The 20,709-nt window shown below is 74.8% G+C and carries 20 protein-coding genes, 2 pseudogenes and 1 riboswitch; of the genes and pseudogenes, 12 read left to right on the top strand and 10 right to left on the bottom strand.

Annotation, left to right across the window (positions count from 1 at the left end):
* Nucleotides 1-70: 70 nt before the first annotated feature.
* Nucleotides 71-1,495 carry an NADP-dependent succinic semialdehyde dehydrogenase gene (locus JKP75_RS10515; RefSeq protein WP_200493049.1) on the top strand — a complete coding sequence of 475 codons (1,425 nt, stop codon included), beginning with the start codon at nucleotides 71-73 and terminating at the stop codon, nucleotides 1,493-1,495.
* 192 nt (nucleotides 1,496-1,687) lie between these two features.
* Here JKP75_RS10515 and JKP75_RS21185 read toward each other — a convergent pair.
* A pseudogene (locus JKP75_RS21185) lies at nucleotides 1,688-1,864 on the bottom strand (UBP-type zinc finger domain-containing protein); the annotation flags it as partial.
* Nucleotides 1,865-2,045: 181 nt separating this feature from the next.
* Here JKP75_RS21185 and JKP75_RS10505 point away from each other — a divergent pair.
* From JKP75_RS10505 to JKP75_RS10490, 4 genes are all read left to right on the top strand, one after another.
* A complete protein-coding gene (locus JKP75_RS10505; RefSeq protein ID WP_200491491.1) occupies nucleotides 2,046-3,704 on the top strand; it encodes an FAD-dependent oxidoreductase in 1,659 nt (552 codons plus the stop codon).
* Nucleotides 3,701-5,131 carry an ATP-binding protein gene (locus JKP75_RS10500; RefSeq protein ID WP_200491492.1) on the top strand — a complete coding sequence of 477 codons (1,431 nt, stop codon included), beginning with the start codon at nucleotides 3,701-3,703 and terminating at the stop codon, nucleotides 5,129-5,131. Before JKP75_RS10505 ends, JKP75_RS10500 begins: the two co-directional genes overlap by 4 nt.
* A gap of 27 nt (nucleotides 5,132-5,158) precedes the next feature.
* Entirely contained in the window at nucleotides 5,159-5,992 is an 834-nt protein-coding gene (locus tag JKP75_RS10495; protein WP_200491493.1) for a hypothetical protein, read from the top strand.
* Between the two features lie 114 nt (nucleotides 5,993-6,106).
* On the top strand, nucleotides 6,107-6,958 hold the full coding sequence (locus JKP75_RS10490) for a class I SAM-dependent methyltransferase (RefSeq protein ID WP_200491494.1): 852 nt from the start codon (nucleotides 6,107-6,109) through the stop codon (nucleotides 6,956-6,958).
* A 36-nt stretch (nucleotides 6,959-6,994) separates the two neighbouring features.
* Here the strand turns inward: JKP75_RS10490 and JKP75_RS21180 are convergent, their stop codons facing one another.
* The 3 genes and pseudogenes from JKP75_RS21180 to JKP75_RS10480 form a co-directional block, all read right to left on the bottom strand.
* Nucleotides 6,995-7,438 (bottom strand): hypothetical protein, encoded by a 444-nt coding sequence (locus JKP75_RS21180; RefSeq protein WP_309229990.1) that lies wholly within the window; start codon nucleotides 7,436-7,438, stop codon nucleotides 6,995-6,997.
* 148 nt (nucleotides 7,439-7,586) lie between these two features.
* A pseudogene (locus JKP75_RS21175) lies at nucleotides 7,587-8,615 on the bottom strand (GTP-binding protein); the annotation flags it as partial.
* Between the two features lie 220 nt (nucleotides 8,616-8,835).
* Nucleotides 8,836-9,522: an ATP-binding cassette domain-containing protein gene (locus JKP75_RS10480; protein ID WP_200491496.1), complete on the bottom strand. Its 687-nt coding sequence runs from the start codon at nucleotides 9,520-9,522 to the stop codon at nucleotides 8,836-8,838.
* Between the two features lie 285 nt (nucleotides 9,523-9,807).
* Between JKP75_RS10480 and JKP75_RS10475 the strand changes: the two genes are divergently transcribed.
* A complete protein-coding gene (locus tag JKP75_RS10475; protein WP_242471940.1) occupies nucleotides 9,808-10,461 on the top strand; it encodes a class I SAM-dependent methyltransferase in 654 nt (217 codons plus the stop codon).
* A gap of 10 nt (nucleotides 10,462-10,471) precedes the next feature.
* Here the strand turns inward: JKP75_RS10475 and pdxY are convergent, their stop codons facing one another.
* Genes pdxY through JKP75_RS10460 form a run of 3 tightly spaced genes read right to left on the bottom strand, consistent with a single transcriptional unit; the run spans nucleotide 10,472 to nucleotide 13,703 of the window.
* On the bottom strand, nucleotides 10,472-11,323 hold the full coding sequence (pdxY, locus tag JKP75_RS10470; RefSeq protein ID WP_200491497.1) for a pyridoxal kinase PdxY: 852 nt from the start codon (nucleotides 11,321-11,323) through the stop codon (nucleotides 10,472-10,474).
* 21 nt (nucleotides 11,324-11,344) lie between these two features.
* Entirely contained in the window at nucleotides 11,345-12,190 is an 846-nt protein-coding gene (locus tag JKP75_RS10465; RefSeq protein ID WP_200491498.1) for an IclR family transcriptional regulator C-terminal domain-containing protein, read from the bottom strand.
* Between the two features lie 22 nt (nucleotides 12,191-12,212).
* Nucleotides 12,213-13,703: an amidohydrolase family protein gene (locus JKP75_RS10460; RefSeq protein WP_200491499.1), complete on the bottom strand. Its 1,491-nt coding sequence runs from the start codon at nucleotides 13,701-13,703 to the stop codon at nucleotides 12,213-12,215.
* Between the two features lie 343 nt (nucleotides 13,704-14,046).
* Here JKP75_RS10460 and JKP75_RS10455 point away from each other — a divergent pair, with 343 nt between their 5' ends.
* From JKP75_RS10455 to JKP75_RS10435, 5 genes are all read left to right on the top strand, one after another.
* Nucleotides 14,047-15,132: a CaiB/BaiF CoA-transferase family protein gene (locus JKP75_RS10455; RefSeq protein ID WP_242473283.1), complete on the top strand. Its 1,086-nt coding sequence runs from the start codon at nucleotides 14,047-14,049 to the stop codon at nucleotides 15,130-15,132.
* 8 nt (nucleotides 15,133-15,140) lie between these two features.
* Nucleotides 15,141-15,974, top strand: a complete 834-nt coding sequence (locus JKP75_RS10450; RefSeq protein ID WP_200493048.1) for a citryl-CoA lyase — start codon at nucleotides 15,141-15,143, stop codon at nucleotides 15,972-15,974.
* Between the two features lie 10 nt (nucleotides 15,975-15,984).
* Nucleotides 15,985-16,956 (top strand): zinc-binding dehydrogenase, encoded by a 972-nt coding sequence (locus tag JKP75_RS23850; protein WP_200491501.1) that lies wholly within the window; start codon nucleotides 15,985-15,987, stop codon nucleotides 16,954-16,956.
* A gap of 80 nt (nucleotides 16,957-17,036) precedes the next feature.
* Complete coding sequence (locus tag JKP75_RS10440) at nucleotides 17,037-17,900, top strand: dioxygenase (RefSeq protein ID WP_200491502.1); 864 nt, start codon at nucleotides 17,037-17,039, stop codon at nucleotides 17,898-17,900.
* Nucleotides 17,901-18,001: 101 nt separating this feature from the next.
* Nucleotides 18,002-18,820 (top strand): formate/nitrite transporter family protein, encoded by an 819-nt coding sequence (locus JKP75_RS10435; protein ID WP_309229741.1) that lies wholly within the window; start codon nucleotides 18,002-18,004, stop codon nucleotides 18,818-18,820.
* Between the two features lie 4 nt (nucleotides 18,821-18,824).
* On the opposite strand, the gene JKP75_RS10430 is transcribed toward JKP75_RS10435, so the two are convergent.
* Entirely contained in the window at nucleotides 18,825-19,232 is a 408-nt protein-coding gene (locus tag JKP75_RS10430; protein ID WP_200491503.1) for a rhodanese-like domain-containing protein, read from the bottom strand.
* A complete protein-coding gene (locus JKP75_RS22750) occupies nucleotides 19,229-19,594 on the bottom strand; it encodes a cysteine dioxygenase family protein (RefSeq protein ID WP_309229989.1) in 366 nt (121 codons plus the stop codon). The genes JKP75_RS10430 and JKP75_RS22750 overlap by 4 nt, the downstream gene beginning before the upstream one ends.
* Here JKP75_RS22750 and JKP75_RS24555 point away from each other — a divergent pair.
* Complete coding sequence (locus JKP75_RS24555) at nucleotides 19,519-19,830, top strand: pentapeptide repeat-containing protein (protein ID WP_200493046.1); 312 nt, start codon at nucleotides 19,519-19,521, stop codon at nucleotides 19,828-19,830. The genes JKP75_RS22750 and JKP75_RS24555 overlap by 76 nt on opposite strands.
* Before the next feature lie 159 nt (nucleotides 19,831-19,989).
* Here the strand turns inward: JKP75_RS24555 and JKP75_RS10415 are convergent, their stop codons facing one another.
* Complete coding sequence (locus tag JKP75_RS10415; RefSeq protein ID WP_200491506.1) at nucleotides 19,990-20,502, bottom strand: NADPH-dependent FMN reductase; 513 nt, start codon at nucleotides 20,500-20,502, stop codon at nucleotides 19,990-19,992.
* An 89-nt stretch (nucleotides 20,503-20,591) separates the two neighbouring features.
* A riboswitch (SAM riboswitch) is annotated at nucleotides 20,592-20,704 on the top strand.
* Nucleotides 20,705-20,709: the final 5 nt, after the last annotated feature.

Genomic DNA, 20,709 nt, shown 5'->3' with positions numbered 1-20,709 from the left:
CGCCGGAGCGGCGGTTTCACCCGCGCCGCCCCCGGGCAGGTGAGCTGCGCGATCGACGGAGGGACCCACCATGGCCATCGCCACCACCAACCCGACCACCGGAGAGACGCTCCGGACCTTCGAGCCGCTGTCGGACGACGCCCTCGAGGACAAGCTCGCCCGCGCCGCCGCCGCCGCCGCGACCTACCGGCGGACCACCCCCGCGCAGCGCACGGAATGGCTGCGCGACGCCGCCGACGTGCTGGACGCCGACACCGACGCGGTCGCCGAGCTCATGACGACCGAGATGGGCAAGACGCTCGCCTCCGCCAAGGCCGAGGTGGGCAAGTGCGCCGCGGCGCTGCGCTGGTACGCAGAGCACGGCCCCGCGCTCCTGGAGCCGCAGCCCTGCGACGCCGACGCCGTGGGCGCGACGCAGGCCTACGTCGTCCACCAGCCGATCGGCGTCGTCCTGGCCGTCATGCCGTGGAACTTCCCGCTGTGGCAGGCGATGCGCTTCGCCGCCCCGGCCCTCATGGCCGGCAACGTCGGCCTGCTGAAGCACGCGAGCAACGTGCCGCAGACGGCGCTGTACATGGAGGAGCTGTTCCGCAAGGCCGGCTTCCCCGACGACGTCTTCCAGACCCTGCTCATCGGTTCCTCGACCATCGAGCGGGTGCTGCGGGACGACCGGGTCGCCGCGGCGACCCTCACCGGTAGCGCCCCGGCCGGGCAGTCGGTCGCGTCGATCGCCGGCGACGCGCTGAAGCCCACGGTGCTCGAGCTCGGCGGCAGCGACCCGTTCATCGTCATGCCCTCGGCGCACCTGGACCGGGCCGCCGAGGTGGCGGTGACCTCCCGCAACCAGAACAACGGGCAGAGCTGCATCGCCGCCAAGCGGTTCTTCGTGCACCGCGACGTCGCCGAGGAGTTCACCCGGCTGTTCACCGCCAAGATCGCCGACCTCACCGTCGGCGACCCGATGGACGAGGCCACCCAGATAGGGCCGCTGGCGACCGAGTCCGGCCTGGAGGACGTCGAGAAGTACGTGCAGGACGCCGTCGCCAAGGGCGCGACCGTGCTCACCGGCGGGAAGCGGGTCGACCGCCCCGGCTGGTTCTACGAGCCCACCCTGCTCAGCGGCATCACCCCGGAGATGGACCTCTACGCCGAGGAGGTGTTCGGGCCGGTGGCCGCGCTGTTCACCGTCGACTCCCTCGACGAGGCGATCGAGATCGCCAACAGCCACCCGTATGGCCTGGGTAGCAACCTGTGGAGCGAGGACGAGGACGAGCGGGCGCAGTTCGTCCGCGACATCGCCTCGGGCATGGCGTTCATCAACGGGATGACCACCAGCTTCCCCGAGCTGCCCTTCGGCGGGGTCAAGCAGAGCGGCTACGGCCGTGAGCTGACCGAGCTCGGCATGCGGGAGTTCATGAACGCCAAGACCGTGTGGGTCGGTGCGCCGAGCAGCGAGCAGGCCGAGGGCAGCACCGCCGGGGCCGCCGCGGAGTGAGCCGCCCCGGCCGGCCGCCGTGGTCAGTGCAGCCGGGACCCGCCAGTCGGCGGGCACCCGGCCGCGCGGCCCCGGTGCCGGCTGGTCGGCCGGCCGGGACTGCGGCGGGGCGAGCTCGGCGCCGGGCACCCCCGCGCCGGTGGCGAAGCTCCAGAACCAGTCCTCGCCCGGTTCGAAGCTGCGCACCACCGGGTGGCCGGCGGCCGCGGCGTGCGCGCGGGCGTGCTGCCCGGGGGAGGAGTCGCAGCAGCCGACGTGGCCGCAGGCGGCGCACCGGCGCAGATGGAACCACCAGCCGCCGAGCTCGTCGCACTCGACGCAGCCCGTGCCCGACGGCGGAACCGCGGGATCGATCGCCGGGTCGCTCATCCGCTCCCTCTCGCCGGGGCTCGCTGCGCGCCACCGTACGGACGCCGGCGGGGCCGGGGAAGGTCCCCGTTCACGTGCGTCGGGAGGGTGCACCCGGGGCGATCCCGGGGCTAGCGTGGGCGCCGCCGCGCGGACCCCGCCCCTCCGGCCCCGACCGGTCCGCGCCGGACAGGAGTCGCACATGGGCAGACCCGTCCTCCTCAGCGTGGACGACGACCCCGGCGTGTCCCGGGCCGTCGCGCGCGACCTCCGCCGTCGCTACGGCGAGGAGTTCCGCGTGCTGCGGGCGTCGTCCGGACCCGAGGCGCTGGACGCGCTGCGCGAGCTGACCCTGCGCGGGGACGTCGTCGTCGCGGTGCTCGCCGACTACCGGATGCCGGACATGAACGGCGTCGAGTTCCTCGAGCGCGCGATGGACGTCGTCCCCCGGGCCCGCCGCGCGCTGCTCACCGCCTACGCGGACACCGACGCGGCGATCCGGGCGATCAACGTCGTCGACGTCGACGCCTACCTGCTCAAGCCGTGGGACCCGCCGGAGGAGAAGCTCTACCCGGTCGTCGACCAGATGATCGAGGCGTGGCGGCAGAGCCCGGAGGCGTCGGTCGACGGCGTGAAGCTGGTCGGGCACCGGTGGTCGGCGCCGTCGTTCCGGGCCCGCGACCTGCTGGCCCGCAACGCCGTCCCGTACCGCTGGTACAGCGCCGACGAGCCCGACGGGCAACGGCTGTTGGAGCTGGCCGGCGCGACACCCGACGACGTCCCGGTGATCGTGACCGCCGAGGGCGCGGTGCTGAAGGCGCCGTCGGAGAGCGAGCTGGCCACGGTGGTCGGCCTGAGCGTCGCGGCCGAGCAGGAGTTCTACGACCTCGTCGTGGTCGGCGGCGGGCCGGCCGGGCTGGGCGCGGCGGTCTACGGGGCGTCCGAGGGGCTGCGCACCGTGCTCGTCGAGCGCGAGGCGACCGGCGGCCAGGCCGGGCAGAGCAGCCGGATCGAGAACTACCTGGGTTTCCCCGACGGCATCTCCGGCGGGCAGCTCGCCGACCGCGCCCGCCGGCAGGCGCGCCGGTTCGGCGTGGAGATGCTGCTGACCCGCGACTGCGTGGCCCTCGAGGTGCACGGCCCCAAGCGGGTGGTGCGCTTCGACGACGGCAGCGCGCTCGCCGCGCACGCCGTCGTCCTGGCCACCGGCGTCTCCTACCGCAGCCTGGGCGTCCCGGGCGCCGAGGAGCTCACCGGCCGCGGCGTCTACTACGGCTCGGCGATGACCGAGGCCGCCGCGTGCGCGGGGGAGAAGGTCGTCATCGTCGGCGGCGCCAACTCGGCCGGGCAGGCGGCGGTGTTCTTCGCCCGCTACGCCAGCTCGGTGCACCTGCTCTGCCGCGGGCCCTCGCTGGCCGCGACGATGTCGCACTACCTGGTCGAGCAGCTCGCCGAGATCGACAACGTGCACGTGCACACCTGCACGTCGGTCGCCGAGGCGCACGGCACCGACCACCTCGACGCGGTCACGCTGCACGACGCGCGGACCGGCGAGCAGACCCGGGTGCCGGTGGGCCACCTGTTCGTCTTCATCGGCGGCGAGCCGCGCACGCACTGGCTGGACGGCGTCGTGGTCCGCGACGAGCGCGGCTTCATCCCCACCGGGCCCGGGCTGCTCGCCGACGGCGGCCGGCCGCGCGGCTGGGGGCCGGACCGCGACCCCTACCTGCTGGAGTCCAGCGTGCCGGGGGTGTTCGTGGCCGGGGACGTGCGGGCGGAGTCGGTCAAACGGGTCGCCTCGGCCGTCGGCGAGGGTGCCATGGCGGTCACCCTCGTGCACCGGTACCTGGGGGAGCGATGACCAGCACGCACGAGGGCCTGACCCCGGCGGAGCTGCGCGAGCTGTTCCTGTTCGCCGACCTCGACGACGCGCAGCTGGCCTGGGTGGCGGAGAACGGCGACGTCGTCGCGGTCCCCGCCGGCACCGACGTCTCGGTCGAGGGCGAGCCGGCCGAGTGCTTCTTCGTCCTGCTCGAGGGGACGATGACGATGGTCCGCGTCGTCGGCGGCAGCGAGGTCGAGACGGTGCGGACCGCGCACCGCGGCGTCTACTCGGGCGCCGTGCAGTTCTACTTCGGCGACCGGCTCGAGCAGCGCTACCCCGCCACGGTGCGGGCGGTGACCGGCTGCCGCTTCCTCGCCCTTCCCGCCGGCCCGTTCGCCGAGGTCTTCCGCCGGTGGTACCCGATGGCGGTGCACCTGCTGGAGGGGCTGTTCATCGGGCAGCGGAACTCGGCCGAGCTCGTCGGCCAGCGCGAGCGGCTGCTCGCGATGGGCAAGCTGACCGCCGGTCTCACCCACGAGCTCAACAACCCAGCGGCCGCGGCGGCACGGGCGACCGACGCGCTCCGTGAGCGGTTCGCCGGCATGCGGCACAAGCTGGCGATGCTCGCCGGGGGCGCGTTCGACGGCGCGATGCTGCGCGCGCTCACCGGGCTGCAGGAGGAGTTCGTCGCCCGCATCCCCGGCGCGCGCGACCTCCCGGCGCTGGAGCGTTCGGACCTGGAGGGCGCGCTCGAGGACTGGCTGGCCGACCACGACGTCGCCCGGCCCTGGGAGCTGGCGACCGTCTTCGTCGCGGCGGGCCTCGGCCCGGCCGACCTGGACCGCGTGCCGGAGGCGGTCGCGGCGTCGTCGGTGGAGCCGGCGCTGCGCTGGCTGGGCTACACGGTGGAGACCGAGAGCCTGCTGCTGGAGATCACCGACAGCACCCGCCGGATCTCGAATCTGGTGGACGCCGCCAAGCAGTACTCGCAGATGGACCGCACGCCGCACCAGCCCACCGACCTGCACGACGGGCTGGACGCCACGCTGGTCATGCTCGGCGGCAAGATCGGGCCCGGCGTCACCGTGGTCAAGGAGTACGACCGCGGCCTGCCGGAGGTGCCCGCCTACGCCGGCGAGCTCAACCAGGTGTGGACCAACCTGATCGCCAACGCGCTCGAGGCGATGGAGGGCGCCGGCACCCTGACGCTGCGCACCGCCCGCGACGGGGACTGCGCGCTGGTCGAGGTCGGTGACACCGGCCCCGGCATCCCGCCGGAGTTGCGCGCCCGGGTCTTCGAGCCGTTCTTCACCACCAAGCCCGTCGGGCAGGGGACCGGCCTGGGCCTGGACGTGTCCTGGCGGGTGGTGGTCAAGCGGCACGGCGGGGACCTGCGCGTGGTCTCCGAGCCCGGCGACACCCGTTTCCAGGTGCTGCTGCCGCTGAGCGAGCCCGCCGCCTGACCGCCGCGCGCGGGGACACTGGAGCGCGTGTTCGAGGTGGACTGGATGGGGCTGCTGGCCCGGGAGGTGCTGCGCGAGCGGGCGCCCGCGCTGATCGCCGAGACCTGCGCCTGGGCCGTCGGGCTCTCCGACCGCCCGCACCTGCGCCGCCGCGGCGGGCTGCCGCAGCCCACGGGGCCCACGCTGGGGGAACGCGCCGCCGGCGGGCTGCCGCTCAGCGGGGACGACGACGGCCGGCTGGAGCTCGCCGACGCCGTGCCGGGGAGCTTCCAGGACGCGCTGAACGCGCTGGCGCCCGAGGGCGGCGTGCACGCCGAGCGGTTCGACGAGGAGCTGCTGGCCCCCTTCGTGCAGGCGACCTGCGTCGCGGCGGCCGAGCGCGCGCGCAGCCGCCGGCCCGTCGCCTGGGCCGAGCTCGCCGAGGACGTCGGGGAGGACGCCGACGACCTGGCCGCCGTCGTGCGGGCGGGGGAGTGGGAGGCGCCGGTGCGCATCGTCGCCGAGCAGCTCGTCCTCGCCGCGCTGGGTGCGACGCCGCTGCTCGAGGTGGAGACCGAGGGGCTGCCCCTGTCCCTGGTGCGCGCCGCGGAGGCGGTGACCCGGGCGGCCGCACCGGATGCCGCGGCGGCCGCCGTGCCGGACGACAGCCTGGCCGGCGCGCTGTTCCTCGCCCGTGCCGCGCTGGAGGAGTCCGGTTGCGCGGTGCCCGTGCCCCCGGGCGAGGCCGACCTGCTGATGGCCGCGCTCGCCGACGGCGGGCTCGAGGCCGAGGAGCTGCCCGCCGTCCTGCCGCACCTGCCGGTGGAGCAAGCGACCGTGGACCGGGTGCTGGCCGTGCTGCGGGCCGGCGGGATCGGCTGAGCCGGGCCCTCGGACCCTGTCGGGCACGGCGCGCGCCGGGCCAGCCTGGGCGGCGCTGACCCAGCACACCGGCGCACGGGGGCGCCGGCCCTGCGCACCGAAGGCCCCGGACGAATGACCTCCACGACCGGCACACCCGCCGACGCCGACCGCGCCCTCAAGGCTCGGCACCGCGCGATGTGGGCGACGGGGGACTACCCCGCGCTCGCCGACGACCTGCTGCTCGACCTCGGCCCGGCGATGGTCGCGGCGTGCGGCATCGGTCCCGGGGACCGCGTCCTCGACGTCGCCGCCGGCTCCGGCAACATCGCGCTCGCCGCCGCCGAGGCCGGCGCGCGGGTGGTGGCCTCCGACCTCACCCCGGAGCTGCTCGAGGCGGGCCGGGCGCGCGCCGCGGAGCGCGGGCTGCAGCTGGAGTGGCGCGAGGCCGACGCGGAGGCACTGCCGTTCGCCGACGGGGAGTTCGACGTCGTCGTCTCGTGCGTCGGCGTGATGTTCGCGCCGCACCACGCTGCCGCGGCCGACGAGCTGCTCCGCGTGTGCCGGCCGGGTGGTCGCATCGGGCTGATCAACTGGACGCCGGAGGGCTTCATCGGCCAGATGTTCGCCACCATGAAGCCCTACGCGCCGCCGCCCCCGCCCGGGGCGCAGCCGCCGCCGCTGTGGGGCGACGAGCAGCACGTGCGCGAACTGCTGGGCGACCGGGTCACCGACGTCCGCGTCGAGCGACGGGCCCTGCCGGTCGGGATCTTCGGCACCGGCGAGGAGTTCCGCGACTACTTCAAGGCGCGGTACGGCCCGACCATCGCCGTCTACAGGGCCCTGGCCGACGAGCCCGAGCGGGCCGCGGAGCTGGACGCCGCCCTGGCCGACCTCCTTCGGCGGTTCGAACGGGACGGTGGCCTGGAGTGGGAGTACCTGCTGCTCACCGCGACCCGCCGGGCGGAGGTGCCGGGCCCGCGCTGAGCCTGCCTGCGCTGAGCCGGTCCGCGCTGGGCCGGCTCAGAGCTGGGCGGCGACCAGCGGCTCCAGGGTCAGCTCGGGCTTGTTCTGCTGGAGCACGCGCAGGCCCCACTTGTCCGGGAAGACGGCGAGCAGTTCGCCGTCGGCACGGCGCAGGATCTCCGCGTTGCGGGCCGCGGCCAGGATGCCCGGCGCCGACGCCTCGTCGGTGCGCAGCGCCAGGCTGTACGGCAGCCGGTCCAGCTCGACCGGGGCGCCGAACTCGTGCGCCATGCGGTGCTGCGCGACCTCGAACTGCATCGGCCCGACGACGGCGAGCACCGGGGTGCCGTCGCCGCGGCGGTCGGACGTGAGCACCTGGACGACGCCCTCGCTGTCCAGCTGCTGGATGCCCTTGCGGAACTGCTTGTGCTTGGCGGCGTCCTTGCTGTGGCAGACGGCGAAGTGCTCGGGCGCGAAGGTGGTCAGCGGCGGGAACTGCACCGGGCGGTCGGCGTACAGCGTGTCGCCGACGCCGAGGGCGTTGGCGTTGACCAGGCCGACGACGTCGCCGGGGTAGGCGGTGTCGATGCTCTCGCCGGTCGCGACCGAAGACGTGCTGGGCGTACTTGGTGGCGAACGGGCGGCCGGTGCGGGCGTGGGTCACGACCATGCCGCGCTCGAAGACGCCCGAGCAGATCCGGATGAACGCGAGCCGGTCGCGGTGCGCGGTGTCCATGCCGGCCTGCACCTTGAACACGAAGGCGCTGAACGGATCGGTGAGCTCGCGCACCGCGCCGTCGGCGGTGGGCATGCCGGTGGGGGCGGGCGCGAGGTCGACGAGGGTGTCCAGCAGCGCGCCGACGCCGAAGTTCGACACCGCCGAGGCGAAGAGCACCGGCGTCGTCACGCCGTCGAGGAACAACGACTGGTCGTGGTCCTGGCCGCTGGCCTCCAGCAGCTCGACCTCCTCGACGGCCTGCTGCCAGGCGTCGCCCTCGCGGGCCAGCGCGGCGGCCGCGGGCAGCGTCTCCTCCGGCGCGATGGTGGCGCCGCCGGCGGTGCGGGTGAACCGGCGGTAGGTCCCGTCGGCGCGGTCGAGGACGCCCCGGAAGTCGCCGGCGATGCCGACCGGCCAGGTCAGCGGCGTCGGCGTGAGGCCGGTGCGCTCGCTGATCTCGTCCATGAGCTCGAGCGCGTCCTTGCCCGGGCGGTCCCACTTGTTGATCACGGTGAGCACCGGGATGCCGCGGTGCCGGCAGACGGCGAACAGCTTCATCGTCTGCGCCTCGAGGCCCTTCGCGGCGTCGACCAGCATGACCGCGGCGTCGACCGCGGTCAGCACGCGGTAGGTGTCCTCGGAGAAGTCGGCGTGGCCGGGGGTGTCGAGCAGGTTGATGACCGCGTCGCGGTACTCGAACTGCAGCGCGGCCGACGTGATCGAGATGCCGCGGGCCTTCTCGATGTCCATCCAGTCCGACACGGTGCCGCGCCGGCCGGCCTTGCCGTGCACCGCGCCGGCCGAGCCGATGACGCGGGCGTGCAGGGCGAGCGCCTCGGTGAGCGTGGACTTGCCGGCGTCCGGGTGGCTGATGACGGCGAACGTGCGGCGGCGCCGGGCCTCGCCGACGGCCTCCTGTGCCGGGCGCGATCCGCCGGCGCGCTCCTCGACGACGCTCATCGGAGCTCCGTCCGGGCAGCGCGGGACACGGTCGGGTTCACGAGGGGCACGACTGGACAGTATCCGCGCTCCGGTGCCCTCCCCGCTGCGTCGTCGGTCACCCGCGCACGTCCCGATGCCGCCCGGATGCGGACGAGCGTCGCCTCGGGACGGCGCGAGGCGACGCGCAGGCGGATCGGCGTGGGAACGGGGGGACCGAGCAGAAGCGCAGGGCGCCGGCTCAGGAGAGGTGGCGTAGGTAGGACGCCGGTGCGGCCAGGAACTGCCGCCAGCTGCGGGTCAGCTCCAACTCCTCCCACCGGGCCGGCCGCATGCCCCAACTGCCGACCTCCAGCAACTGCGCGCCAGGCAGCGCCGCGATGACCGGAGAGTGACTGGCGACGACGACCTGCGCACCAGCCGCCACCAGGTCCAGCAGTGCGGCGACCAGCGCCAGGCTGCCGCCGAAGGAGAGCGCCGCGTCGGGCTCGTCGAGCAGGTAGGTGCCGGCCCCTCGGGCGCGATCGCCGAGCACCTGCAGGAACGCCTCGCCGTGTGACAGCTCGTGGAATCGGGGTTCCGAGGAGCGCGAGCTCGGGTTGGCCTCCAGGTAGGAGTAGAGCCCGTGCAGCGTCTCGTCACGCAGGAAGTACCCCCACCGAGAAGCTCCGGGACTGCGCTCTACCACCAGCCCCATCGATCCCGGCTCGCTGGCCCGGGTGCGATGCCGGGTGTTCACCGACCCGCCCTCGGGGTTGAGGCCGAGCGTCACGGCGAGCAGCTCCATCACCGTTGACTTGCCCGAGCCGTTCTCGCCGACCAGCACCAGAGCGCCTGACGGCATCTCGAGCCCCTCGGCGAGGAGCTGGGCCACAGCGGGGACCGTCAGCGGCCAGCGGGCACGCTGCTCGTCGGTCGGTGCGGCCATGCCGGGGTCCGGCCGGAAGCGTCGGATCGGACGATCGTCCACGGTGGCATCCTCGCGCGGGCCGGCGCGTTCAGTCGGGCGGGGTGGGACCCAGTGGCAGGAACGTCCCTCGTGCCGCTCCGCCGCGGGCCGCCGAACCATGATCAACGCGCGCTGAGGGTCGTCTTGACGACGGCTGAGGCGACCACCAGTGCGCGTTGATCACGCGGGAGTCGGCCGGCACGCGCGACCGGGAGGGACAGGCGCCCCTTGCCGCGCCGGGCGGGCGCGGGCCAGGGTGAGGCCATGACCCGGAGCGCGGGCGGGACGACGGTGCACCACCCCTGGTTCGCGCGGATGTGGGTGCGGATCGCCGCGGCGGCGGAGGAGCACGGCGCGGCGGAGCACCGCGCGCGGCTGCTCGCGGAAGCGCGGGGGCGGGTGCTCGAGCTCGGTGCGGGCACCGGCGCGAACTTCGCGCACTACCCGCCCGGCGTCGACGAAGTGCTCGCGGTGGAGCCCGAGCCGCACCTGCGCACGCTCGCCGAGCAGGCCGGGGAGCGGGCCGGCGTCCCCGTCACCGTCGTCGACGGCACCGCCGACGCCCTGCCCGCCGCGGACGCGTCCGTCGACACCGCCGTCGCCTCGCTCGTGCTGTGCAGCGTCCCCGACCAGGCCACCGCCCTCGCGGAGCTGCGGCGGGTGCTGCGGCCCGGCGGCCGGCTGCTGTTCTGGGAGCACGTGCGGTCCGGGCGTCCCGGCGCCGCGCGGGTGCAGCGCCTGCTCGACCGCACCGTCTGGCCCGCCGTCGGCGGCGGCTGCCACTGCTCCCGGCAGACGCTCGACGCGATCACCGACGCCGGGTTCGCCGTCGAGCGGGTGGAGCGCTTCCGCTTCCCCGACGTGCGGCTCCCGGCGCCGACCGCCCCGCAGGTCCTCGGGGTCGCGGTGCGCGGCTGAGCCGCGGCGGTCAGACCTCCTCGACGGGGAACGTGCGGCTGGGCTGCACGAACTCGTCCTGGGCGGCGACCAGCAGGATCTCCCGCGAACCCTCGGCCTCGGTGCGCGCCAGCAGGCCGAACACCGACGCGGCGGCCGCGGCCAGGGCGTCGGCCGGCGAGCCGGTCTTGAGCAGGTGGGCCAGGAACAGCGCGGCGATCGCGTCACCGGCACCGTTGACCGAGACGCCCAGCTTCGGCGTCCGGACGCGGAAGTGCCGCCCCTCGGCCGAGGCCAGCAGGTCCACCGCGTCGGCCGGGGTGTCCTCGGTGTCCAGCGACGTGGTGAGCACGACCCGCGGGCCGAGCGCCTGCACGGCGGCGACGGCGTCCTTCACCGACTCCAGCGAGCGGGTGGTCATCCCGGAGAGCAGGTCGAGCTCGAAGTGGTTGGGGGTGACGACGTCGGCGGCCGGGACGGTCACCTCGCGCATCAGCTCCTCGATGCCGGGACGGACGAAGACGCCGCGGCCGACGTCGCCGATCACCGGGTCGCACAGGTACAGCGCATCGGGGTTGGCGGCCCGCACCCGGGAGACCGTCTGCAGCACCGCGTGCCCGATGTCGGCCGAGCCCAGGTAGCCGGAGAGGACGGCGTCGCAGTGCGCGAGCACCTGGCGGTCGGCGATGCCGTCGACGACCTCCTCCACGGCCTGCCCGTCGAAGACGCGCCCGGTCCAGGCGCCGTAGCCGGTGTGGTTGGAGAACTGCACGGTGTGCACCGGCCACACCTCGACCCCCAGCCGCTGGAGCGGGAAGACGGCGGCGGCGTTGCCGACGTGCCCGTAGGCGACGTGGGACTGGATCGAGAGGACGTTCAGCACGGGGGAGAACCTAGCGGGGGCTCAGGCGGTGGCCGATCCGCCGTCGGCGGGCCGGTGCAGCTCGACGTGCGGGCGGGTCTGCCACAGCGCCCACTCGGCGCTGACCTCGCCGGCGGTGCGCTGGAGCAGCGGCAGGTGCTCCTCCAGCAGCCGCTCGGTGCTGGTCTCGGCGGCGTGCACGGTCACGTTCATGGCCGCGCGCACCGTCCCGGTGCCGTCCCGAACCGGGACGGCGACCGAGCGGACGCCGGGGGCGAGCTCCTCGTCGGCGAGCGCCCACCCGCGGGCGCGCACCTCGGTGAGCTCGTCGCGCAGCCGCTCGGGGCTGCGTGCGGGGGAGGACGGCCCGATGAACGGCGGCAGCCCGGCGCGGCTGTCCTCGGCCAGCGCCGCGGCCAGCTCGTCGGCGGTCAGCGCCGCGAGCAGCACCTTGCCCTGCGAGGTCTGGACGGCGGGGAAGCGCGTCCCGACCTCCACCCGCAGCGTGATGATCTTCGGGACCGACACCCGGGCGACGTAGACGATGTCCGAGCCGTCCAGCTGCGCCATCGACGACGACTCGCCGGTGCGCGCGACCAGCGCCTCCAGGTGCGGGCGGGCGATGTCCCACAGGCCGAGGGCACCCACGTAGGCCATGCCCAGCGTGAGCACCTTGGGCGTGAGCGCGAACGCCCCGCCGGTGACCCGCACGAAGCCGAGCTCCTCCAGGGTGAGCAGGAGGCGGCGGGCGGTCGGCCGGGCGAGCCCGGCCGCCGCCGCCACCTCCGACAGCGTCATCGTGGGGGAGTCCCGGTCGAAGCAGGCCAGGACGTCGAGCCCCCGGGCGAGCGCCTCGACGAAGTCGGGGCCGGTGCCGCGTCCTGCCATGAGCTGTCCTCCGGTCCGGCTGTCAGCGCTCGTTCGCCAGGTGGTCCTCGAAGACCTCCTCGCGGGCGGTGCGCGTGCTGTCGGACTTGTAGTCGGTGTACTGGTACGGGTTGTCGAGCAGCTGGTTGTCGGGCAGGTCGGGGTTCATGCCCTGCGCCCAGACCTCCTCGCCCAGGGTGGAGCGCAGGTGCTCGACGCTGGCCTCCACCTCGCGGCGCACGGCGGCCAGGTCCACGCCGACCAGCTTGTGCGCGTGCTTCACGACCTTGCCGTCGACCAGCACGGTGTGCACGTCGCCGCGCTGGGCCTGGAAGGCGACGTGGCCGTAGGGGTTGAGCACCGGGAAGGAGACCGGGGAGTCGTCGTTGCGCAGCAGGACGACGTCGGCCTTCTGGCCCGGCTGCAGGGAGCCGAGGTCGTCGCGACCCAGCGCCGTCGCCCCGCCCCGGGTCGCCCAGCGGACGACGTCGCGCGCCCGGAGCGCCACGTGGGTCACCGTCTCGCCGGTCAGGTGCGCCTCGAAGTGCTCGCGGGAGCGGTCGGCGCCCAGGGTGGTGCGCATCGCCGAGAACAGGTCGGCGCTCCACCAGACGCTGGTGTCCATCGACAGCGAGACCGGGATGCCGTGCTTGCGGACCTGCCAGGTGGGCGGGTAGCCCTGCCCGGCGCTCTGCTCGGACTCGGTGGAGACCGAGATCGAGCCGCCGGTGGCCGCGATCCGGTGGTAGGAGTCCGGCGTCAGCGTGGCGGCGTGCACGTACACGGTCTCGGGGGTCATGAAGCCGTTGTCGTGCATGAGCCGGATGCCGTCGTCGTTGGTCGCGCCCCAGACGCCGGCGTGGGTGGTCACCGGCAGGCCCAGGTCGCGGGCCACCTCGAACGCCGCCTTCTCCGGGAAGGCGGGGTCGCCGGTGACGTCGAAGGCGAGTTGCAGGCCGAGCAGGTCGTCCGCGGCGTCCCGGGTGCGCTCGAGGAAGGCGCGGACGGCCGGGTCGGCGGTCCACTCCCACGGGCCGGCCTGGATGTTGCCGTAGGCCAGGACGAACCGGCCGGGCACCGAGCGCAGCGCCTCGACGGCGGCCTCGGCGTGGTCGACGCTCTGCAGCCCGTGCGACCAGTCGACGGTGGTGGTGACGCCGGCCTCGAGGGCCTCCAGAGCGGCCAGCCGGTTGCCGGCGGCGACGTCCTCGGGGCGGAAGGTGCGGCCGTGCTCGAGGTAGTACCAGACGAAGTACTGGGTGAGCGTCCAGTCGGCGCCGTAGCCGCGCATCGCGGTCTGCCACATGTGCCGGTGGGTGTCGATCATGCCGGGCATGACGATGCCGCCGCGGGCGTCGATCTCCTCGGTGCCCTCGGGCACCTCCAGCGCCTGCCCGACGGCGGCGATGCGGTCGCCGACGACCAGCACGTCGGCGCCCTCGAGCACGGTGCCGGCGTCGTCCATCGTCAGGACGGTGCCGCCGCGCAGGACCACCGGGCGACCGGCTCCCGGAGTGGGCTCGGGGTTGCTCATCGTTCCCTCCTAACCTTGGACGCACGACACGGACGGGCGTCCGGTGTGCGGACATGCGGTGCGATGCGGGTCACCCTGGCCCGCTGCGGCCGCCGTGTCAACCGGTTCGCGTGCTGGGCGCAGGCGGTCGCGCGCTCCGGTTGACAGCGTGACCGAGCCCGGTCGACACTCCTCGCGGTTCCGGCGGACAACCGTCCGCAGATCGCCGTCCCGAGGAGGCACCGACCGCTCATGAGCGCCGACACGACAGGACCGGGCACGCCCGCCCCGGCCGCACGGGGGCCGCTCTCCGGGCTCCTCGTGGCCGACTTCTCCCGGATCCTGGCCGGGCCCGTACAGCACGATGCTGCTGGCCGACCTCGGCGCCGAGGTGGTCAAGGTGGAGGGCCCCGGCGGGGACGACACCCGCACCTGGCAGCCGCCGGTGCGTGAGGGCGTCGCGACCTACTACCTGGGCGCGAACCGGAACAAGCGGTCGATCGCGCTGGACCTCAAGGACCCGGCCGACGTCGAGGTCGCCCGCGAGCTGGCCCGCCGCGCCGACGTGTTCGTCGAGAACTTCAAACCCGGCGGCCTGGCCCGCTTCGGCCTGGACTACGAGGCCGTCGCCGCGGTCAACCCGCGGGTCGTCTACGCCTCGATCAGCGGCTTCGGCAGCGGCCCCGGCGGGGCGGCGCTACCCGGCTACGACCTCATCGTGCAGGCGATCTCGGGCTTCATGAGCCTCACCGGCGACCCGGACGGCCAACCGTTCCGGGGCGGGGTCGCGCTGTTCGACGTCATGGCCGGCCTGCACGCCACCATCGGCATCCTGTCGGCGGTCAACCACCGGCACGAGACCGGCGCCGGCCAGCACGTCGAGGTCAACCTGCTCTCCTCGGCGCTCTCCGGCCTGGTGAACCAGACCAGCGCCTACGTCGCCGGCGGCGTGGTGCCCTACCGGATGGGCAACAGCCACCCGAGCCTGTTCCCCTACGAGCCGCTGCCCTGCGCCGACGGCGACCTGATCGTCACCGCCGGCAACGACGGGCAGTTCCGCAAGTTGTGCCAGGTGCTCGGCGTCCCCGAGCTGGCCGACGACCCCCGGTTCGGCCGCAACGAGGACCGCACCGCCAACCGCGACGCGCTCCGCCCGCTGCTGGTCGCCCGGCTGCGCACCCGCACGAAGATGGAGTGGTTCCGCGACATCATCGGCGCCGGCGTGCCCTGCGGGCCGATCAACACCATCGACCAGGGCGTCGCGTTCGCCGAGGAGATCGGCCTGGACCCCGTGGTCAGCGTCGGCGAGGGCGCGGCCGCCATCCCGTCGGTGCGCAACCCGATCACCTTCTCGGCCACCGAGGCCACCTACCGGCTGCCCCCGCCGGCGCTGGACGAGCACGGCGCCGAGATCCGGCGCTGGCTGAGCGCCGAGGAGAAGACCCAGTGAGCGCACACATGGACGATCGACCCGAGTACCGCACGGCCCTGGGCGCCTCGAGCCTGGAGTCGATCACGCTGCTGGGCACCGACCTCGCGCGCGACGTGATGGGCACGGTCGGCTTCGGTGAGCTGTCGTTCTGGCTGGCCACGCAGCGCCGGCCCACCCCGGGCGAGACCAGGGTGTTCGAGGCGGTGCTCGCGGCGCTGGCCGACCACGGCTACACGCCGACGGCGATCGTCACCCGGCTGACCTACCTGAGCGCTCCGGACTCCATCCAGGGCGCGCTCGCCGCCGGCCTGCTCGGCGGCGGCTCGCGCTTCCTCGGCGTCACCGAGGACTGCGGCCGCTTCCTGCACGACGTGCTCGCCGGGGTCGAGGGCGAGCTGCCCACCGACGACGCCGGGTGGGACGCCCTCGCGCTGGAGACCGTCACCGCGCAGCGGGCGCTCGGCCGCTTCGTGCCGGGCCTGGGCCACCACGTGCACAAGCAGGGCGACCCGCGCACCCCCCGGCTCATGGAGATCGCCGCCGAGGAGGGCGTCTCCGGCCCGCACCTGGCGCTGTTCGCCGCGATCGGGCGGGTGCACGAGCAGGTGCTCGGCAAGCGGCTGCCGCTCAACGGCGCCGGCGTCTGCGGCGCCGCGCTGGCCGACCTCGGCCTGCCGCTGGAGCTGCTGCGCGGCTTCGCGCTGCTCGCCCGCACCGCCGGGCTCATCGGCCAGCTCGCCGAGGAGCTGCGGCACCCGGTCGCCAACGACATCTTCCTCTCGGTGGACCTCAACAACCGGCCCGTCGACCCCGACCCCTACGTCGCGCCGCCGCTGCCCGCGGCCGGCCGGGACGGCTGAGGGCCGGGCCGTGCGGGCCGCCGTCGTGCGGACGCCGGGCGAGGTGCCGGCGCTCGCGGAGCACCCGGACCCGGCACCGGCCGACGGGGACACCGTCGTCCGCGTGACGGCGGCACCGCTGGTGCCGCTGGACCTGCTCTGCGCCTCGGGCACCTCGTACTTCGGCCGGCCGGCGGTGCCGTACGTGCCCGGCGTGCAGGGCGTCGGGGTCGTGGAGAGCTCCGCCGAGCTCGCGCCCGGCACCCGGGTCTGGTTCGCCACCAGCGCCGGCATGGCGCCCGGCGACGGCAGCCTGGCCGAGCGCTGCCTGGTGCCGCCGGTCGACGTGGTGCCGGTGGACGCCGATCTCCCGGACGCCGCGCTGGCCGCCCTCGGCCTGTCCGGCGTGGCCGCGTGGATGGCGCTCACCTGGCGCGGCGGCCTGCAGCCCGGCGAGCACGTGCTGGTGCTCGGCGCCGGCGGCGCCGTGGGGCAGGTCGCCGTCGGGGCGGCCCGGGTGCTCGGCGCCCGGCGGGTCGTCGCGGTGGCCCGCTCGCAGCGGGCCCGGGACCGGGCGCTGGCGGCGGGTGCCGACGACGTGGTCGCGCTCGACGGTGACGCCGACGCGCTGACCGGGCGGTTCCGCGACGCGCTGGGCGGCCGGCTCGACGTCGTCGTCGACCCGGTGTTCGGCGCCGCGGCGACGGCGGCCTCCCGGGTGCTCTCCGACGGCGGGCGGCTGGTCAACCTCGGCGGCGCCTCCGGGGACACCGCCGAGTTCTCCTCGGCGGCGCTGCGCTCGCGGTCGGCGTCGGTGCTCGGCTACACGAACAACGCGCTCACCCCCGGGCAGCGGCGCGACGCGCTCACCGCCGTCGCCGGGCACGCGGCCGCCGGGCGGCTCGGCGTGGCGCACGAGGCGGTGCCGCTGACCGACGTCGCCGACGCCTGGCGCCGCCAGGCCACCGGTGACCCGGGCGTGCGGCTGGTGCTCACCCCCTAGGACGGCAGGACCCCCGCGGGAGCCGCGGGGTGCGACGGAGCGCGACCGGCACGCGGCCGCGAGGACAGCAGGAGGACACCGTGCAGCTGGTCACCGAGGACAACATCACCGACCTGGCCGTCGAGCGCTGGGCGACCGCGGGCGACCCCCGCCTGGCCGAGCTCATGACCGCGCTGGTGCGGCACCTGCACGCCTTCGCCCGCGAGGTGCGGCTCACCGAGGCCGAGTGGATGACCGCGATGCAGTGGCTGACCCGCACCGGGCAGATCAGCGACGAGAAGCGGGAGGAGTTCATCCTCGCCTCCGACGTCGTCGGGCTGTCCATGCTCGTCGTGCAGATGAACCACCGGCTCGACCCGCGGGCGACGCCGGCGACCGTGCTGGGCCCGTTCTTCATCGAGGGCTCCCCGCAGCTGCCCTACGGCGGCGACATGTCCGACGGGCTGGACGGCGTCCCGCTGTACGTGCACGGCACCGTCCGCGACCTCGACGGCGCGCCGGTGGCCGGCGCGACCTTCGACGTGTGGCAGGCCGACGACGAGGGCGTCTACGAGGCGCAGCTGGGCGAGGTCGACGAGGCGCGGCTGCGCGGCAAGTACACGACCCGTGAGGACGGCGGCTACTGCGTGCGCTCCATCGCGCCCAAGGGCTACACGATCCCGATGGACGGCCCGGTCGGCGAGCTGATCTCCCGCACCGCCATCAGCCACTTCCGCCCGGCGCACATCCACTTCCTGCTCGCCGTTCCCGGGTACGCGCCGCTGATCACCCACCTGTTCCAGGAGGGCGCCGAATACCTCGACACCGACGTGGTGTTCGGGACCAAGCAGGAGCTCGTCGTCCGCTTCGAGGAGCGCGAGCCCGGCCCGACCCCGGACGGCGGCCGCAGCGAGGTGCCGTGGATCGAGGCGCGGTACGACTTCGTGCTGCAGCGCGAGGGCTGACGGGCATCGGTCGCCGGCGGCGGGGTAGCTCCGGGAGCCGGCGGACACCGGCTCGGCGGAGGCAGCGATGGACGGCACGAGAACCGCAGGAGATCGCGCGGGTGGCGGCCGCGGCCGGCGCGAAGAAGGCGCACCGGACGTGGGACAAGGTGCTGGTGAGCGCCTTCCTCGCCGGCGCCTACATCGCCTTCGGTGGGCTGGTCGCCATCAGCGTCTCCTCGGGCCTGGACCCGGAGACGTGGGGGACGCTGCCCACCCTGTTCACCGGCGCGACCTTCACGCTCGGGCTCGTGCTGGTGCTCATCGCCGGCTCCGACCTCGCCACCGGCAACATGGCGCTGGTGCCGCTCTCCGCCATGCGCGGGAAGCTGGGCCTCGGCGACGTCGCCAAGAACCTCTCGCTCGTGCTTCTGGGCAACCTCGTCGGCGCCCTGGTCGTGGCGTACTTCCTCGCCGTGCAGACCGGGGTGATCGACGACGCCGACGCGAGCGGGAACGCCGCCCTCACCTACGAGCGGCTCGCGTCCATCGCCGAGGGCAAGGCGCTGGGGGAGTCGGCGTGGCAGACGTTCCTGCGCGCGGTCGGCTGCAACTGGCTGGTCTGCCTGGCCGTGTGGATGTCCCTGGCGGCGACCACCGTCTCGGGCAAGATCCTCGCGATCTTCTTCCCGATCATGGCGTTCGTGGCGATGGGCTTCGACCACGTCGTCGCCAACATGTTCTTCCTGCCGGCGGCCATCTTCGCCGGCGTCCCGGACGTCGGCTGGGGCGAGACGCTGCTCAACTGGCTGCTGGCCGGGGCGGGCAACCTCGTCGGCGCGGTGGTCTTCGTGGCCACCTCCTACTGGTACCTCTTCCTCAAGGACCAGCCCGACGAGGAGCCCGACCCGGCCGGCGCGGAGAGCGCCGGGCGGGCCTGAACGCTCAGCGGGTGGGCAGCCCCGCGGCCTGCCACGCCCGGAACCCGCCGACGACGTCGGTCGCGCGGGACAGGCCGAGCGACCGCAGCGCGTCGGCGGCCAGGCTCGAGGTGTAGCCCTCCGAGCACAGGACGACGACGTCGACGTCGTACCCGGTCGCCTCGGGCAGCCGGGCGTCTCCGGCCGGGTCGAACCGCCACTCCAGGACGTTGCGCTCGACGACGAGCGCGCCGGGCACCTCGCCCTCCTGCGCGCGCTGCGCGGCGGGCCGGATGTCGACCAGCAGCGCGCCGCGGGCGACGCGCTCGGCGGCCTGCTCCGGCGTCACCCGGTCCAGCCGGGAGCGGGCCTCGGCCAGCAGCTCGTCGATCGAGCGGGCACCCGCGGGTCGGGTGGTGGTCGGGGCGCTCACCAGTCCACCCCCGCGCGCTCGGTGCCGGTGCGCCGCAGCGCGCCGTCGGCGATCTCGTAGCGGTTCATCCACGCCAGGCCCGGGGTGTAGACGTGCACGCTCACCGCGGCCTGCAGGCCGGTGTTGGTCACCTGGTGCACGTAGTGCGGGCCGAAGTGCCGCACCCGGCCGGCGTCCAGGTCGTGCGCGGAGTCGGTGACGCCGGTCCGCCCGGCGGCCACGACCCGCTCGGTGAGCGTGCCGCGGACGACGGCGAACGCGCCGGAGGAGGTGCCGTGGTCGTGCAGTGGCGTGCCCTGCTCGGGGCAGCCAGGAGAGCAGCCACACCTGGGCCGCGCGCAGCTCGGGGTGCAGCGAGGGATCGAGGACGTCGGCGGCGGCCGCCGGGTCGAGCAGGTGGGTCCAGCGGCTGCCGGACCGGTACTCGACCAGGTCGATCCAGTGCGCCGAGGCCGCGGCGAGCGCGGCGGCCAGGCCGGCGGCCCCGGTGCGGCGGGCGGTGCTGTCGGGGGCGGTGCTGTCAGGGGCGGTGCTGTCAGGGGCGGTGCTGTCAGGGGCAGAGCGCAGGAGGGTGCTGTGCGGCATGGGGTTTCCTTGATCGAGGGCGCGCTCGATGACCCCGGCGGTGCCGGGGGAGCGCAGGAGTCGGGGGGTCGGGGCGTGCGTCAGCAGCCCGGACAGAGCGCGCTGGCCGTCCGCAGCAGGTCGACCGCGCAGCGGCGGGTGAAGCGGTTGGCGAGGAGCCGCCGGCGGGTGGTCATCGCGGCGCACCGCCGCGGTGCCCGGCTCGTGCGGCGGCGACCTGCACGGTGGCGAGCTCCAGCCAGCCGTCCAGCGCGCCGGGGGCGTCCCACGCCTTGTCCACCAGGTACAGCCCGCGGGTGGGCGTGATGGCACCGAGCTCGACCAGCACCGGCTTGAGCAGCAGCTCGGGGGCGAGCGCGTGCGTCGGGCCGCCGCCGAGCATGAGCGGCACCGCGGTGACGCCGGCGAGGTCGCCGGTGCCGATCTGGTCGAGGAAGAGCTTGAGCAGGCCGGTGTAGGTGGCCTTGAAGGTCGGGCTGGCGACGACGGCCAGCTCGGCGCCGCGCACGGTCGCCACCGCCTGCTCGACCGCGGGGTCGCCCCAGCCGAGCAGCCCGGCGCCGAGGTCGACCACGTCGATGACGACGTCGGCCGGAGCGCCGGTGAGGCGCTCGACGACCAGCTCGGCGGCCGCCCGCGTGCGGGAGAGCGGCTTGGGGTTGCCGACGACGGCGACGGTGGTCACGCGGGAGCTCCTCGGGGGTCGGGACCGGCAAAGCGCACTATACCGATCGGGTTTGACGTATTGAGTGCTCCCGTGCCAAGGTGGCAGCAGGTCACGAGTGCCAGCGCGAAGCCCCGGCTTGCTGGCCGGCAACCCTCCTCCGCGATGGGGTGCCCCGGGTGACGACCGGGCGGCTGCGGTCCCGCAGCCGCAAGCGCGGACCCGTGC

Source organism: Blastococcus sp. TML/M2B, from assembly GCF_016612865.1.
In the GTDB taxonomy this organism is placed as follows: domain Bacteria; phylum Actinomycetota; class Actinomycetes; order Mycobacteriales; family Geodermatophilaceae; genus Blastococcus.
Note: the sequence above shows the minus strand (reverse complement) of the source record. Positions and strands in the feature narration are given on the sequence as shown.